This window comes from Bradyrhizobium betae (assembly GCF_050632175.1).
Taxonomy (GTDB): Bacteria; Pseudomonadota; Alphaproteobacteria; order Rhizobiales; family Xanthobacteraceae; genus Bradyrhizobium; species Bradyrhizobium betae_B.
Genome location: NZ_CP192576.1, coordinates 3,159,994 through 3,176,320 on the forward strand (window position 1 = coordinate 3,159,994; position 16,327 = coordinate 3,176,320).

Annotated in this window: 13 protein-coding genes and 1 pseudogene; 10 read left to right on the forward strand and 4 right to left on the reverse strand. The window is 63.4% G+C overall.

The annotated features are described in order from the left end of the window. The first annotated feature begins 145 nt into the window (after positions 1-145). From urtA to ACQ86E_RS15250, 9 genes are all read left to right on the forward strand, one after another. On the forward strand, positions 146-1,405 hold the full coding sequence (urtA, locus tag ACQ86E_RS15210) for an urea ABC transporter substrate-binding protein (RefSeq protein WP_431206057.1): 1,260 nt from the start codon (positions 146-148) through the stop codon (positions 1,403-1,405). 148 nt (positions 1,406-1,553) lie between these two features. After that, a complete protein-coding gene (gene urtB, locus ACQ86E_RS15215) occupies positions 1,554-2,480 on the forward strand; it encodes an urea ABC transporter permease subunit UrtB (protein WP_431206058.1) in 927 nt (308 codons plus the stop codon). Positions 2,481-2,499: 19 nt separating this feature from the next. Continuing rightward, positions 2,500-3,642, forward strand: a complete 1,143-nt coding sequence (gene urtC / locus ACQ86E_RS15220) for an urea ABC transporter permease subunit UrtC (RefSeq protein WP_431206059.1) — start codon at positions 2,500-2,502, stop codon at positions 3,640-3,642. A 10-nt stretch (positions 3,643-3,652) separates the two neighbouring features. Further along, complete coding sequence (gene urtD / locus ACQ86E_RS15225) at positions 3,653-4,408, forward strand: urea ABC transporter ATP-binding protein UrtD (protein ID WP_143842796.1); 756 nt, start codon at positions 3,653-3,655, stop codon at positions 4,406-4,408. Between the two features lie 11 nt (positions 4,409-4,419). After that, entirely contained in the window at positions 4,420-5,109 is a 690-nt protein-coding gene (urtE, locus tag ACQ86E_RS15230; RefSeq protein ID WP_431206060.1) for an urea ABC transporter ATP-binding subunit UrtE, read from the forward strand. Between the two features lie 27 nt (positions 5,110-5,136). Then, positions 5,137-6,366: a formamidase gene (fmdA, locus tag ACQ86E_RS15235; RefSeq protein WP_431206061.1), complete on the forward strand. Its 1,230-nt coding sequence runs from the start codon at positions 5,137-5,139 to the stop codon at positions 6,364-6,366. 80 nt (positions 6,367-6,446) lie between these two features. Next, entirely contained in the window at positions 6,447-6,824 is a 378-nt protein-coding gene (locus tag ACQ86E_RS15240; protein ID WP_431206062.1) for an FmdB family zinc ribbon protein, read from the forward strand. 57 nt (positions 6,825-6,881) lie between these two features. Beyond that, complete coding sequence (locus ACQ86E_RS15245) at positions 6,882-7,922, forward strand: aliphatic amidase (RefSeq protein ID WP_431206063.1); 1,041 nt, start codon at positions 6,882-6,884, stop codon at positions 7,920-7,922. A gap of 375 nt (positions 7,923-8,297) precedes the next feature. Continuing rightward, positions 8,298-11,282, forward strand: coding sequence for an autotransporter outer membrane beta-barrel domain-containing protein (locus tag ACQ86E_RS15250; RefSeq protein ID WP_431206064.1), 2,985 nt, complete (start codon positions 8,298-8,300; stop codon positions 11,280-11,282). Positions 11,283-11,285: 3 nt separating this feature from the next. Here ACQ86E_RS15250 and ACQ86E_RS15255 read toward each other — a convergent pair whose 3' ends face one another. From ACQ86E_RS15255 to ACQ86E_RS15270, 4 genes and pseudogenes are all read right to left on the reverse strand, one after another. Further along, entirely contained in the window at positions 11,286-12,116 is an 831-nt protein-coding gene (locus ACQ86E_RS15255) for an MlaD family protein (protein ID WP_431206065.1), read from the reverse strand. Between the two features lie 135 nt (positions 12,117-12,251). Further along, the gene (locus tag ACQ86E_RS15260) at positions 12,252-13,940 is read right to left on the reverse strand and encodes an acetate--CoA ligase family protein (RefSeq protein WP_431206480.1); all 1,689 of its coding nucleotides are present in this window, start codon (positions 13,938-13,940) and stop codon (positions 12,252-12,254) included. Positions 13,941-14,054: 114 nt separating this feature from the next. Beyond that, a pseudogene (locus tag ACQ86E_RS15265) lies at positions 14,055-14,467 on the reverse strand (CoA-binding protein); the annotation flags it as partial. 13 nt (positions 14,468-14,480) lie between these two features. After that, positions 14,481-14,672: a hypothetical protein gene (locus ACQ86E_RS15270; protein ID WP_431206066.1), complete on the reverse strand. Its 192-nt coding sequence runs from the start codon at positions 14,670-14,672 to the stop codon at positions 14,481-14,483. Between ACQ86E_RS15270 and ACQ86E_RS15275 the strand changes: the two genes are divergently transcribed. Then, positions 14,671-16,317, forward strand: a complete 1,647-nt coding sequence (locus tag ACQ86E_RS15275; protein ID WP_431206067.1) for a glycosyltransferase family 2 protein — start codon at positions 14,671-14,673, stop codon at positions 16,315-16,317. The two genes, ACQ86E_RS15270 and ACQ86E_RS15275, sit on opposite strands and share 2 nt — an antisense overlap. Positions 16,318-16,327: the final 10 nt, after the last annotated feature.

Genomic DNA, 16,327 nt, shown 5'->3' on the forward strand with positions numbered 1-16,327 from the left:
TCGTGACCTCGCAAATCCCGTACCAAAAGCCTACGTCGGTATTTTGCGGTGCAGTATACGCGATCTTGCGTATGCTTGCGTTGCACAAATTCGAGCCATCCTCACGGCACCAATCGCGTGTCCTCGAACAAACAGTGGGGTGCTCATGTCAGACGAAGCCAACAAGGGCCTGTTGTCGCCGCTCCGGCGCAAACTATTGATGGGAATGGCGGCCATCCCGGCTGTCACGATGTTGCCGAAGGCTTCCTTTGCGCAGGCTCCGGCGACCTCGGCGGTCAACACCACCGGCCTTGCGGTCACCGACACCGAGGTCACGGTCGGCATCCTGCATTCGGCGACCGGCACCATGGCCATTTCCGAGACTGGCTCGATCGAAGCCGAGAAGCTTGCCATCGAGCAGATCAACGCCATGGGCGGCGTGCTCGGGCGCAAGATCAAGTTCATCCAGGAGGACGGCGCCAGCGACTGGCCGACCTTCGCCGAAAAGGCAAAGAAGCTGCTGGTCAACGACAAGGTCGCGGCGATCATGGGCTGTTGGACCTCGGCATCCCGCAAGGCCGTGCTGCCGGTCATGGAGCAGTATAACGGCATGCTCTACTACCCGACCTTCTACGAAGGTCTCGAGCAGTCGAAGAACGTGATCTACACCGGCCAGGAAGCGACCCAGCAAATTCTCGCCGGCCTGAACTGGATCGCCAAGGAAAAGGGCGCCAAGTCGTTCTTCTTCATCGGCTCCGACTACATCTGGCCTCGCACGTCGAACAAGATCGCGCGCAAGCACGTCGAGAACGTGCTGAAGGGCAAGGTCGTCGGCGAGGAGTATTATCCGCTCGGCAACACCCAGTTCAACTCGGTCATCAACAAGATCAAGCTGACCAAGCCCGACGTGATCTTCACCGACGTCGTCGGCGGATCGAACGTCGCGTTCTACAAGCAGCTCAAGGCTGCCGGCATCGACCTCTCCAAGCAGGCGCTGCTGACGATCTCGGTGACCGAAGACGAAATCGACGGCATCGGCGGCGAGAACATTGCGGGCGCCTATGCCTGCATGAAGTACTTCCAGTCGCTCGACAATCCGAACAACAAGGCCTTCGTGCCCGCATTCAAGAAGATGTGGGGCGAAAAGACCGTGATCGGAGACGTCACCCAGGCTGCCTATCTCGGCCCGTGGCTGTGGAAGTTGACGGTCGAGAAGGCCGGCTCCTTCGACGTCGACAAGATCGCAGCGGCTTCGCCGGGCGTCGAATTCAAGGGTGCTCCTGAAGGCTATGTGCGCATCCACGAGAACCATCACCTCTGGTCGAAGACCCGCGTGGGACGCGCCAAGCTCGATGGTCAGTTCGAGCTGATCTACGAGACCGCCGATCTCGTCGAGCCGGATCCGTTCCCCAAGGGCTACCAGTAACACCGGCTATCAGTAAGAGACGCGGCGTCGATCGCCGTTCCCTCAAAGACAAAGCCTCTCCCTGGCGTGGACCGCAAGTCCACGCCCAAGACCCCCGCGTCGCGAACCTACTCGCGACGCGGGACCTTATCCCCGACGGAGGACATCGATGTTCGGCGACTACTCGCTTGGTGACCTTGGCTCCATCTTCGTCATGCAGGGCTTTGCAGGACTGATCCTGTTCTCGGTCTACGTGCTGATGGCGCTGGGTCTTGCCATCATCTTCGGCCAGATGGGCGTCATCAACATGGCCCATGGCGAGTTCATGATCCTCGGGGCCTACGTCACCTGGATGACCTCGAATTTCTTCCAGACCTATTTGCCGAGCCTGTTCAGCGGCTACTTCTTCCTCGCGATGATCCTGGCCTTTATCGCATCCGGTGCGCTGGGAATGCTGGTGGAATGGGTGCTGATACGGCATCTCTACAAGCGTCCTCTCGATACGCTGCTCGCGACCTGGGGCCTCAGCCTCATTCTGCAGCAGGCCTATCGGTCCGTGTTCGGCGCCCGCGAGGTCGGCGTCGAGCTGCCGCAGTGGATGCTCGGGTCGCTGCAAGTGACCGACAGCATCGAGGTGCCGATCAACGGCATCTTCGTGATGTGCCTGACCGTGCTGATCACCGTCGGCGTCGCCTACGTCATGTACAAATCGCGCTGGGGCCGCCAGGTGCGCGCCGTGGTGCAGAATCGCATTATGGCTGGTGCGGTCGGCATCAACACCGAAAAGGTCGATCGCTACACCTATGGTCTCGGCTGTGGCATCGCCGGCATCGCCGGCAGCGCCTTCACCATGATCGGCTCAACCGGTCCGACCTCTGGACAGCTCTACATCGTCGATACGTTCCTGGTGGTCGTGTTCGGTGGCGCCGCGAGCCTGCTCGGCACCATCGCATCGGCCTTCTCGATCTCGCAGACGCAATCCACCCTCGAGTTCTTCATGTCGGGCTCGATGGCCAAGGTGCTGACGCTGCTCGCCGTTGTCGGAATCCTGATGCTGCGGCCGCAGGGGCTGTTCGCCCTCAAGGTCCGCAAGTGAGAAACGGAAGGCTGACGCAATGACCGACAATCGCTTCTTCAATCGATCGGAGCTGATCGGAATTCTGTTGCTCGCGGTCTTCCTGGTGGTGGTCCTCCCGCTCACGCTCGATGTCTTCAGGCTCAATCTGGTCGCCAAATATCTGACCTACGCCTTCGTCGCACTGGGGCTGGTGATCTGCTGGGGCTATGACGGCATTCTCAGCCTCGGCCAGGGTGTGTTCTTCGGGCTCGGCGGCTACTGCATGGCGATGTTCCTCAAGCTCGAGGCCTCGAGCGTGGAGAACACCAAGATCCAGTCGACCCCCGGAATTCCCGATTTCATGGACTGGAATCAGATCACCGCGCTGCCGCTGTTCTGGAAGCCCTTTCACAGCCTTACCTTCACCATCGCCGCCATCATTCTGGTGCCCGGCATCTTCGCTCTGATCATCGGCACTGCGATGTTCAAGCGCCGCGTCGGCGGCACTTACTTCGCCATCATTACCCAGGCGGTCGCGGCCATCCTCACCATCCTCATCGTCGGGCAGCAGGGTTACACCGGCGGCATCAACGGCATGACCGATCTGCGGACACTGAAGGGCTGGGATATCAGGCCCGATCACGCCAAGGTCGTGCTGTACTTCTTCGAGGTCGGGTGCCTGTTTGCCTGCATCATGATCGCGCAGTTCGTCCGGCACTCCAAGCTCGGACGCATCCTGGTCGCGATGCGCGAGAAGGAGGACCGGGTCCGGTTCTCCGGTTACAGCGTCGCGAACTTCAAGATCTTCGCCTTCTGCATCGCCGCCGTGTTCGCTGCGATCGGCGGCGCCATGTTCGCGCTCAATGTCGGCTTCATGTCGCCGTCCTTCGTCGGCATCGTGCCGTCGATCGAGATGGTGATCTACACCGCGGTCGGCGGCCGCCTGTCGATCCTCGGCGCGGTCTACGGCACCCTGCTGGTCAATTTCGCCAAGACCAGCCTGTCGGAAACCTTTCCCGAATTGTGGCTGTTCGGCCTTGGCGGCCTGTTCATCGCCGTGGTCCTGGCCTTCCCGAACGGACTTGCCGGGATCTGGGGCGACTATGTGCAGCCGCGCATCGATCGTCTGATCTCGTCGCGCAAACCGAAACCCGAAGGCTGGACCGACAGCTCGGTCGCCGACGGCGCCCCGGCGGAGTGAGGAGATCATCATGCTTGTAGGTCATCAGCCCAAGGAATTCCTGCTCGCCGTCGAAGCGCTGACCGTGTCGTTCGACGGATTCAAGGCGGTCAACGATCTCTCCTTCTACGTCGACGAGAACGAAATCCGCGTCATCATCGGCCCCAACGGCGCCGGCAAGACCACCGTGCTCGACCTGATCTGCGGCAAGACCAAGGCCACGTCAGGCTCGATCCAGTTCCGCGGCAAGGAGCTGACCCGGATGAAGGAGAACGAGATCGTCAAGACCGGGGTCGGACGCAAATTCCAGAACCCGTCGATCTACGACGACCTCACCGTGTTCGAGAATCTCGAGATCTCCTATCCGCGCGGCCGCTCCGTGTTCGGTGCGCTGACCTTCACCCGCGACGCCGCCGTGCGCGACCGGGTGCATGAGGTCGCCGAGATGATCTTCCTGAAGGACCGGCTGAACGTGAACGCCGATCTGCTCAGCCACGGCCAGAAGCAGTGGCTCGAGATCGGCATGCTGCTGATCCAGGATCCGGACTTGCTGATGCTCGACGAGCCCGTCGCCGGCATGAGCGTGTCCGAGCGCGCCAAAACCGCCGAGCTGCTCAATCGGATCATCAAGAACCGTTCGGTTCTGGTGATCGAGCACGACATGAAGTTCGTCGAGGACATCGCGCACAAGGTCACCGTGCTTCACCAGGGCCAGATCCTCTCCGAGGGCACCATGGAGAAGGTCAAGAACGACCCCAAGGTCATCGAAGTGTACCTCGGCCACTAAGGAGCGCGCTGATGCTGGCAATTTCTGATCTCCACGTCGCCTACGGCCAGAGCGAGGTGCTGCATGGGCTCAACGTCAAGGTCGCGCCCAACGAGATCGTGGCCATCATGGGCCGCAACGGCATGGGCAAGACCACGCTGATGAAGTCGCTGATGGGCATTCTGCCGACGAAGAGCGGCTCGGTCACGATGGACGGTGCTGAGCTCGGCAATCTGCCGAGCTACGACCGGGTGGCCAAGGGTCTCGCCTATGTGCCGCAGGGCCGCATGATCTTCTCGACCATGACGGTGAAGGAGAACATCGAGACCGGTCTCGTCGTCTCCGGCGGGACCGAGGTGCCGGCCGACATCTATGAATTGTTTCCCGTGCTGCTGGAGATGAAAGGCCGCCGCGGCGGCAATCTCTCCGGAGGCCAGCAGCAGCAGCTCGCGATTGCGCGTGCGCTCGCGACCAAGCCGAAGGTGCTGCTGCTCGACGAGCCGACCGAGGGCATCCAGCCGTCGATCATCAAGGAGATGGCGCGCACCCTGAAGCGGATCCGCGACGAAAAGGGGCTCTCGATCGTCGTGTCCGAGCAGGTGCTGAGCTTCGCGCTCGACATCGCCGACCGCGTACTGGTGATCGAGAACGGCGAAATCGTGCGCGACGATCCGCGCGATGCCGTCGATGCCGCGCAGGTCTCGAAATATCTGTCCGTCTAACCAACCGTGTAAAAGGGGAGCATCTCGATGCCAGAGACACTGATCAAGGTCGATCTCACCAAGTCGGCTTACGAAAATGACATGGTGCACAACCGCTGGCACCCCGACATCCCGATCGTGGCCTGGGTCAATCCCGGCGACGATTTCATCATCGAGACCTATGACTGGACCGGCGGCTTCATCAAGAACAACGATTCCGCCGACGACGTGCGCGACATCGACCTGTCGATCGTCCACTTCCTGTCCGGCCCGATCGGCGTCAAGGGCGCCGAACCCGGCGATCTCCTCGTCGTCGACCTCCTCGACGTCGGCCCACTCAAGGAAAGCCTGTGGGGCTTCAACGGCTTCTTCTCCAAGCAGAACGGCGGCGGCTTCCTCACCGACCATTTCCCGCTGGCGCAGAAGTCGATCTGGGACATCAAGGGCCTCTACACCTCGTCGCGCCACATCCCCGGCGTCAACTTCGCCGGCCTGATCCATCCCGGCCTGATCGGTTGCCTGCCCGATCCGAAGATGCTGGACACCTGGAATAAGCGCGAAGCCGAGCTGATCTCGACCAACCCGACCCGCGTGCCCGGCCTTGCCAATCCGCCGTTTGGGCCGACCGCTCACGGCGGCCGTGCCAAGGGCGAGGTCAAGGACAAGATCGGCGCCGAAGGCGCGCGCACCGTGCCGCCGCGCGAGCATGGCGGCAATTGCGACATCAAGGATCTCTCCCGCGGCTCCAAAATTTACTTCCCGGTCTACGTGCCCGGCGCGGGTCTCTCGATGGGCGATCTGCACTTCAGCCAGGGCGACGGCGAGATCACCTTCTGCGGCGCCATCGAAATGGCCGGCTGGCTGCATCTCAAGGTCGAGGTGATCAAGGACGGCATGGCGAAATACGGCGTCAAGAATCCGATCTTCAAGCCGTCGCCGATCACGCCGAACTACAAGGACTATCTGATCTTCGAAGGCATCTCGGTCGACGAAGCCGGCAAGCAGCACTATCTCGACGTGACCATCGCTTATCGCCAGGCCTGCCTGAACGCGATCGAATATTTGAAGAAGTTCGGCTACTCCGGCGCCCAGGCCTATTCGATCCTTGGCACCGCACCGGTTCAAGGCCACATCTCCGGCGTGGTCGACGTGCCGAACGCCTGCGCCACGCTGTGGCTGCCGACCGAGATCTTCGACTTCGACGTGATGCCGTCGGCGGCAGGACCCATCAAGCACATCAAGGGCGACATCCAGATGCCGATCTCGCCGGACAAATAACGCCGCGCTTCCTCTCCCCGTTCTCACGGGGAGAGGGGCTGTCTCCGCACATGCGGTCACCAAATGCGTAGGGATCAACGATGCCGGTCTACGAATATCTTTGTGATGATTGCGGTCCGTTCAAGGACCTGCGCCCGATGGCGGAATGCGACGATCCGCAAAGCTGTCCGCACTGCGAGACGATGGCGCCACGTGTGATCCTGACCGCGCCGAACTTCTTCTGCATGCCATCCGAGCAACGCAAGGCGCACGCCGTCAACGAGCGCAGCTCGCACGCGCCGCAGACGATGGCGCAATACAAGGCGTCGCATGGTCCCGGCTGCGGCTGCTGCGCCACTGGCAAAACCGTGAAGGACAAGGGCTCGTCCGGCAAGAAAAAGCCCGCGCGGCTGGTGACCAAGACCAGGAGCGGCGCCAAGGGCTTCCCCACCGCGCGTCCCTGGATGATCAGCCACTGACGCGTTCGGCGCTTCCCGGCGGCAACCTCAAGCGAATGAAATACAGGAGCGGTCAACATGCTTCACGGTGACATTTCCAGCAGCAACGACACCGTCGGCGTCGCGGTGGTCAACTACAAGATGCCCCGCCTGCACACCAAGGCCGAGGTGCTCGACAACGCCCGCAAGATCGCCGACATGCTGGTTGGCATGAAGGCCGGTCTACCCGGCATGGACCTGGTGATCTTCCCGGAATATTCGACCCAGGGCATCATGTACGACTCCAAGGAGATGTACGAGACAGCTTCGGCAGTACCGGGTGAAGAGACTGCGATCTTTGCCGAGGCTTGTCGCAAGGCGAAGGTGTGGGGCGTGTTCTCGCTGACGGGCGAGCGGCACGAGGAGCATCCGAAAAAGGCGCCCTACAACACCCTGATCCTGATGAACGACAAGGGCGAGATCGTGCAGAAATATCGCAAGATCATGCCTTGGGTCCCGATCGAAGGCTGGTATCCCGGCAACTGCACCTATGTCTCGGACGGCCCGAAGGGGATGAAGGTCAGCCTGATCATCTGCGACGACGGCAACTTCCCGGAGATCTGGCGCGACTGCGCCATGAAGGGCGCCGAGCTGATCGTGCGCTGCCAGGGCTATATGTACCCGGCCAAGGAGCAGCAGATTTTGATTTCCAAGGCGATGGCGTGGGCCAACAACGTCTATGTCGCGGTCGCCAATGCTGCCGGCTTCGACGGCGTCTATTCCTATTTCGGTCACTCCGCGATCATCGGCTTCGATGGCCGCACCCTCGGTGAGTGCGGAGAGGAGGATTACGGCATCCAGTACGCCCAGCTCTCGAAACACCTGATCCGCGACGCACGCCGCAATGGCCAGTCGCAGAACCATCTCTACAAGCTGGTCCACCGCGGCTATACCGGCATGATCAATTCCGGCGAAAGCCCGCGTGGCGTCGCGGCCTGCCCGTATGATTTCTACAAGAACTGGATCGCCGATCCGGAAGGCACGCGCGACATGGTCGAGGCGATGACCCGCTCGACGCCGGGCACCGACGAATGCCCGATCGACGGCATCCCGAACGAGGCGGCGGCCTCCAATTACTAGCCTACCGGTGCCGGTGGTCCTTGGTAGGCTGCGAACGGCCGACCCAACGTGTGAACGTTCGTCCATAGGACGGGACAGTCTGACGCATCTTCGCATGCGCGGAATGGGAATCGGCGCGCAAAACCGTGGCGCGGTTGCAACATCGCAGGTTGAATCAACGCAAGTTGCGGCCCCGGTCAGCGCAATGGCCGATTCCGTAGTTTCACGGGGGGAACTGGTCGCCTAGTTTGCCGCCGGTGCTGCTGAGAGCGCCGGGAAACGAAGGGCGTTGGGGTGGAATTGCGATCACCATGGAGCGGGCGGGGCGGCTCGCGCTGGAATGCCGCTGCAGTTCGCGCGGCATTCTGGGCGGGTCTCGCCTTGAGCGCGACGGCCATGGTGAGCCCTGTCAGAGCCCAGCAGGTCTTCAACGGCTCGCAGACCACGCCGAACGGTGCCGTCAACGGCGGAGGCGGCGTCTGGGACAACGCCACGACAAACTGGACGGATTTCTTCGGTTCGACCAGCGCGGCCTATGATCCCGCGTCGGCCGGCACGATGTTCGGCAGCAGTGCGCCTTCGACGCCGTCGACGGGCGGGACCGTGACGGTGACGCCGGGTGGCGTCTCGCTCACCAGCCTCGTGGGTTTCGACCTCACAGCCGACAATTCCGTTTACACCATCCAGGGCGGCGACCTCAGGCTGGCCGCAGGCGGCACCACGTTCATCACCAACGACGTGACCGGTACTGCCGATCCATCGGCCGTCATCGTTTCCCGCATCGTGGGCAACGACGGGATCAACGTTCAGGGACCCGGCATTTTGGCGCTGCTCGGCGCCAACACCTATACCGGCGGCACCTTCATCTGCTCGTGTGCGGCGTTGCAGCTCGGTGACGCGACCCACACCGCGAGCATCGTCGGCGCCGTCATCAACGAGGGCCTATTCAGCATCGTCAATGCCGACAATTCGGGTATCACGACGCTCTTCAATGACTTCGCGGCCACGACGTCGTTCCGCAATGCGGTCTCCGCCAGCTCGATGGTGATCACCAACAACGGTCTGGTCTACTTCGGGGATCCGCTGGGCGGTGGGACCGATACGGCCACGGCCGGCCGGGCGACCATCAACAATGATGGCGGCTTGACCGGCTTCTTTGGCCGCACCGACGCGGGCACGGCCAACATCACCAACCAGAACAACGGCGCCACCGCGTTCGTTGAACAATCCTCGGCCGCCTCAGCCACGATCGTCAACAAGGATTTCGGTGCCACCCTGTTTGGCACGCCGTTCGGATCCGACACGGCGACTGCCGGCAACGCAACGATCACCAATGAGGCCGACGGTCTCACCAGTTTCAACGCGTTCGCGACGGCCGCCAATGCGACGATCGTGACCAGGGACGGCGGCAGAACCGAGTTCTTCGACAATTCCACCGGCGGCAATGCGCGCTTCATCACCACGGGTACCGGCATCGTCGATTTCGGGAGCAGCATCGGCCCGAACAGCGACGGCCGCATCACCGCGGGCTCGATCGAAGGCAGTGGCACCTACTACATCGGCGGCGGCAATACGCTCGTCGTCGGCGGCAACAATCTGTCGACGGAGGTCAGCGGCGTCATCGGCGATTTCGATCCCTGTGGTTGCGGTCCCGCCGGCCCCGGCTCGCTTGAAAAAGTCGGTAGCGGAACGCTGATCCTGTCCGGCACGGATAGCTATACCGGCACGACGACAGTCAACGGCGGTATCCTGCGAGTCGACGGTGATATCTCCCAATCGAGCCTGACCACTGTGAACGCGGGCGGCGCGCTGTTCGGCGCCGGGATCGTCGGCAACACCGTTGTCGCGACCGGCGGCATCTACGCGCCGGGCGACGGCGGGCCGGGCTCGAGCATGCAGGTTCTGGGGGACCTCAGCTTCCAGTCCGGCGCGCTCTACCTCGTGCAGGTCGGTAACGGAACCACTGCGAGCTTTGCCAATGTTTTCGGCAACGTCATCCTGAATGGCACCGTCGGCGTCTCGCTGTATGCCGGCAGTACCGTACTGCCGCAGTACAAGATCATGCAGTTTTCCGGCTCTGCCACCGACAATTTTGCCGGGGTCGCGGCTCCGGGTGGCCTGATCGGCACGACGACGGTGGACCCCAGCGGCGCCGTCTTTCTCGATTTCACACTCGACTACGGGGCGAAATACGCCCTCAACGTCAATCAGAAGAACGTTGCCACGACGCTTCAGAATTTCTTCAACGCCAATGGCTTCCTGCAGGCCGGATTCGCCGGCCTCGGGCCCAACGGGCTGACGCAAGCCTCCGGCGAGCCCGGCACCGGTTCGCAGCAGACCACCTTCAACGCAATGAACCTGTTCATGAGCCTGTTGACCGACGTGTTCGGCTCCGGGCGCAGCGGCACGCCTGGTGCGACGCCCTACGCCGGCGACACGAGCGCGAATGCCTATGCCGCGACCGGCAAGGGAGCGCGCGGCAAGGATGCGCGCGATGCCCTTGCCTCGGTCTATCGCAAGGCACCGGCCGCGACGTTCGAGCAGCGCTGGGATGTCTGGGCGGCCGGCTATGGTGGCTCGCAGTCGACCGACGGCAATGTTGCGCTCGGCTCGAACAACACCAGCAGCAACGTCTATGGCACTGCCGTCGGCCTCGACTACCGCTTCTCGCCGTCGACGATTGCCGGCTTCGCGCTGGCCGGCGGCGGCACCGGCTTCAACGTCAACGGTCTCGGCTGGGGCCGCTCCGACCTGTTCCAGGCCGGCGCCTTCGTGCGCCACACGGCGGGGCCGGCCTACATCACGGCCGCACTCGCCTACGGCTGGCAGGACGTCACGACCAACCGCATCGTCACCGCTGCTGGCACCGATCAGCTGCGGGCGCAGTTCAGCGCCAACACCTTCTCGGGCCGTGTCGAAGGCGGTTACCGCTATGCCACGCAGTGGATCGGCCTGACGCCCTATGCCGCGGCTCAGGCCACCCTGTTCAGCCTGCCGAGCTATTCGGAATTCGCGGTGGTCGGCAGCAACACCTTTGCGCTCAACTATGCTGCCAAGGACGTCACCAGTACCCGCACCGAGCTCGGCCTGCGCGCCGACAGGTCCTTTGCCGCGGCCGGCGGCCTGATGACCCTGCGAGGCCGCCTCGCCTGGGCGCATGACTACAATCCCGATCGTACCGTCGGTGCAGTGTTCCAGACCCTGCCCGGCACGGCGTTCGTCGTGAACGGTGCCGCGCAGGCGCGCGACTCCGCGCTGACCACGGCGTCGGTGCAGATGAACTGGATGAACGGCTGGTCTGCGGCAGCGACCTTCGAGGGCGAGTTCTCGAACGTCACCCGCTCCTACGCCGGCAAGGGCGTCGTCCGCTACGCGTGGTAGGCCTTACTGTTTCTTCTGCGGAGGCTTGCGCGGCGGCCGCGGCGCGGCGGCGGGAGAGGGCGTCCCGCTCATCTTGTTGGCGGCCTCGCTGACGTCGAGCAGCGCGCGGCGGGTGTCCTCGAGGAAGCTCGCCGATTTCTTCTTCATGGTGTCGGCAAGCTCGCGCAGCCCCTTGATCTTCTCGAACAGCTCGTCGGCCTTGCCGTCGGCGAAGCCGGGCATCACGCTCTCGATCTTGGTGACCGCCTTGTCGAATCCCGCGAAGGCGTTGTCGACCTTGGCCATGACGGAATCGATCTCGCCGCCCTTGCTCCTGAGATCGGCGGTGTAGCCCTCGAACGTGCGCAGGCCGTCTTTGATCGCAGGCGCGTTGCTGACGATGGTACGGTCGACACTATGCAGAGTGTCGACGATGGTTTCGACGTCGCTGAGATCGGCGGTGAGCACGGGAATGCCGTCCGCATCCAGCGGCACCGGCGGCGCGGAAGGCGCTCCGCCGATCAGGGAGACCGCGGCAATGCCGGTGAGACCCTGGAACTCGATTCCCGCCACGGTATCCTTGCGGATCGGCGCGGAGTTATCGAGCATCACCAGCGCCACGACCTTGCGCGGATTGTCCAGCTTGATCGACAGAATCTGGCCCGCGAGCACGCCGTCGAAATTGACCGGACCGCCACGGCGCAGGCCGCTCGCGGAACCGCCTTCGAACACCACGCGCAACTGGCTGCGGCTCTGGGCGGTGCGCCATTTCTGCAGGCCGAGCAGGCCGCCGAACGCCACGGCGATCACCGTCAGCGTCGCCGTTCCGATCACAAGATTGCTCGCGCGTGCCATCAGGTGCGATTTTAGGGCCAAAGCCGGCAAGTTGGAAGGAGCCCGAATGGCCGCAATGTTAGCGGGGGCCGGTTAACGACTTGTCCGCCGTCGCTCGACGAGCGAAGGCGGAAGCGTAGCCCGCCTTACGCGACATCAGTGCCCAGCCGCGCGTTTTGCAGCAGCGTTGTTCAGCACGATCAGGGCGTCGACGGCCACGCCCGTCCTGGCGTTGATCAGGAACGGGTTGATGTCGATCGAGGCGATCCGGTCGCCGGCATCGGCCATCAGGTTGGACAGGCCGACCAGCGCCTTGACCGCCGACGCCTCGTGCAAGGCCGGCTTGCCCCGATAGCCACGCATCTTGATGCCGGCCTTGGTGCGGCCGATCAGGAGGCGTGCCTCGGCCTCGTCCAGCGGCGCGCCGGCGAGCGCGACGTCCTTCATCAGCTCGATGTCGATGCCGCCGGTGCCGAACAGCACCACCGGTCCCATCTCGGCGTCGAGCGAGGCGCCGACCACCAGTTCGAGATCGGCCTTGACCTGCTGCGCGATCAGGATGCCATCGAGCTTCGGCTTGCCCTTCAACCGGCTCACCCGCGCGGTGATGTCGGAAAATGCCTTCTTGACCTCGGCCGCGCTGTTGAGGTTCAGCACCACGCCGCCGATATCGGACTTGTGGAGGATCTCGGCGCTGACGACCTTTGCCACGACCGGAAAACCGATCTGCTTGGCGATCTTCACGGCCTCGGCCGCCGTCTGTGCGATCGCCTCCTTCGAGATCGGAATGCCATAGGCCTTCAGCAGCTTCTTCGAGGCGACCTCGTCGAGTGCGGCGCCGCTCGCCGATTTCAGCGCCTTATCCAGCAGGGCCCGTGCGGCAGGCCTGGAGCTCGAGGCGATGTCGGGCACCTCCTTGCGCAGTTTGGCGTAGTCGAGCAGTGACTTGATCGCCTTCACGGCGCGGTCCATGCCCTGCATGACGGCGAGATGAGGCAGGGATTTGCGCAGACCCTTGGTGAATTCAGTGAAGCCGATCGACATCGCGCTGACGTAGATCACGGGTTTCGAGGCCCGGCTCGCCATCCCGTCGACAATGCGCAGATTGCGCTCACGCAGCTCGTGCGGCGTCTTCGGCAGCTCCGCGTCGATGATGACGATGTCGATCTCGGGATCGTCGATCATCAGCTCGATCGATTTCATGTACACGGAGGGATCTACCACTGCGGCGAAACCGGCGTCGAGCGGATTGCCGACGATGGAGCCCGGCCCGAGCATCTTTGCCAGTTCCGAGCTGACATGGGAGCTCAGCGGCGCAAAGTTCAGGCCTTCTGCATAGAAGGCGTCGATCAGCATGCCGCGCTTGCCGCCGGACAGCGTGACCGCGGCAATCCGGTCGCCTTTGGGCACCGCTGCGTGGACGAAGCATTCGGTGGTCTCGATCAGCTCGTCGAGGCCGCCGACCCGGATCACGCCTTCGCGCGTTGCGACGGCATCGAACGTCTCGATCGAGCCTGCGAGTGCGCCGGTATGCGCCATCGCCGCGGCACGACCGCCTTCCGACGATCCGAGCTTGAGCGCGATCACGGGTTTGCTCGCGGCGCGGGCCGCCTTGCACGCGTCGCGAAACGCCTTGGTGTTGCGTACGCCTTCGAGATAGACCACGATCACCTTGATGCTCGGGTCTTCGGCGAAATAGCGCATCAGGTCCGGCGTCTCGAGCCCTGCTTCGTTGCCGGTCGTCACCATGTAGCCGACGCCTACGCCGCGATCCTCCAGCGCCTGGCGGATCGCCATGACGATCGCGCCGGACTGCCCGGCGATCGCCACCGCGCCCTGTGCCATGGTGACGATGCGGTCGTCGATATTTGTGAAGAGCTTTTCGCCCGCGCTCAAATTGCCGAGGCAGTTCGGGCCGGTGACCGCGAGGCCCGTCTCACGCACCGCGGCTTGCAGTTCGGCGGCAAGTTTTTGGCTTTCCTCATCCTGCAGTTCGCTGAAGCCCGAGGTGACGATGGTCGCCGAGCGCGCGCCGGCCGCCGCCGCATCTCGGATCACCTGCACCGCAAAACGCGCCGGCACCAGCACCAGCACGTGGTCGGGCTTTTCCGGGAGGCTCGCAAAGTCCTTGAAGCAGGGCACCCCCAGATGGTCTCCCGCTTGGCATTGACCGGATAGAGCCCGCCCTCGTAGCCGTATTTGACCAGATTGTTCCAGATGCGCTCGGCGTAGTTGCCGGGCTTGTCGGTGGCACCCACCAGCACGATGTTGTGCGGGTGCAGCATGGCGTGGATGCCCTTGACGACGTCGCTGACGTTTGGCGAGGGAGACCATGGACGGGGAGAGACGGACGCAGGCGTTTGGGCTTCCATGGCGCTTCCTCACCTATTGTTCTTGTTGCAGCGCGCTGCCATGCGCCGGCATCTGGCGGGATTGATCGTGACGAACTCCATGCCGCGCGGCGGAATGGTCGAGCTTCGCCACAAAGGCTAGCATCACCAGACTTTTGGCGAAAGTGCGAACGGCGACACGAAGTGCTACGACGTCGTGACGCTCCTCTCTCTCAATGGTGATCATGCCGCTGCTCTCCGTCGTGGTGCCGACTCTCGATCGTCCCGACACGCTTCGTCACGCGCTGGCGACCATGGCGTGCCAGCCCCTCGACGTGGATTGTGAATTCATCGTCCAGAACAACGGTGGAAACCCCGAGATCGAAGAGATGGTCGAGGGCCTGAAGGACGCGCGCTTCAAGCACTTTGCCAGCGACACCGTCCTTACGATGACAGACAATTGGGAGAGCGCGCTCGGCCATGCCGCGGGCGAGTACGTCACCTTCATCGGCGACGATGACGGGCTGATGCCTTACGCCTGCACCACAGCGATGGACATTCTCGCGGGCGGCGCGATCGACCTGTTGAGCTGGCGTGCCTACAGCTATCACTGGCCGAACTATTACCATCCGGCCTTCCGCAACCGGCTGCTGGCGGAGATCGACTTCACCTCGTCGGTCAAACGCGTCCCCTCACGCCGCGAGCTGGCGCGCGTGTTCGCCTTTCAGGTGCACTATGCGTATCTGCCGATGATCTACAATTCGTTCGTCCGCCGCAGCGTCATCGAGCGGATGCGCGCGATCGGCGGCCGCTATTTCATCGGTCTGTCGCCGGACGTCGCCTCGGGCATCGCCAACGCGGCGTTGACCGAGAGCTTCGTCCGCCTGGCGCGCCCGCTCGGCATGTCCGGCATTTCGAGGCACAGCACCGGCCATGCGTTGTTCTTCGAGACGATGGATCTGCTCGAGACGCCGCGCGGGGAGCGCGATTTCGGAGCCATCGACGGCGATCCGCGGCTTCCCGATCTCAACGCGCTCCAGCTCTTCATCGCCAGGGACATGCTCACCCTCAAACGCCTGTTGTTGGCGGATGACGACGGGGTGCGGCTCGACTACAGGGGGCTGGCCCAGGCGCTTGCGATCGACATCAACAATCGGCCGCAGCTCTATGACCGGACCACGAACACGATCGGCGGGCTCGCTCGTGCGCATGGTTTCGACGTCGCCGATATCGTCATCCCTGCGCGCGGCGCGGATCGTCCGCTGCCTCGCCGCGGCGTCCGCGCAACCGGGCCGAACCGTGTGGCCTTTGAGCTGGATGGGTCTGTGCTGGGGCTGGCCTCGATCGCGGATGCCGTGCGCGTGATCGCGCAATTCGTTCCGGATCAGGAGCCGTTCGATCCAGCCGCTCTCGAGGCTTCCGTATCCACGCCGATCCTGGGCGCGAGAGAGCTCGAATTCACGCGTGACGGCTCCGGCGTCGCCGCGCTGATCGAGGGATGGAGCGAGCCCGAGCAATGGGGCACCTGGTCAATCGCGAGGAATTGCGTGCTTCGCTTCGAGATACGTCCCGTCCCGTCCGGTCCGGTCGAGATTGTCCTGGCGTGCCGGGCGTTCGTATCCGAGAAAAATCCGCAATTGCGGGTCGACTGCCGCATCGGCGGCGGCGTACCACAGCCGCTGACATTCTCGACGGCCGCGTTCGCCGGCTTGCGCAGGTTGAGGCTCGATCCGGCTGCGATCGGCGCCGACGGGACGCTGACCATTCGCCTGGCGCTCTCCGATCCTCGCTCGCCCGCGGATCTGGCACTGAGCTCCGACGTGCGCCCGCTCGGCATCGGCCTCGAACGGATCTGGCTCGACGACGGCGCCGCTGCCTCACGACGTCGCTGATCTGGGCCTG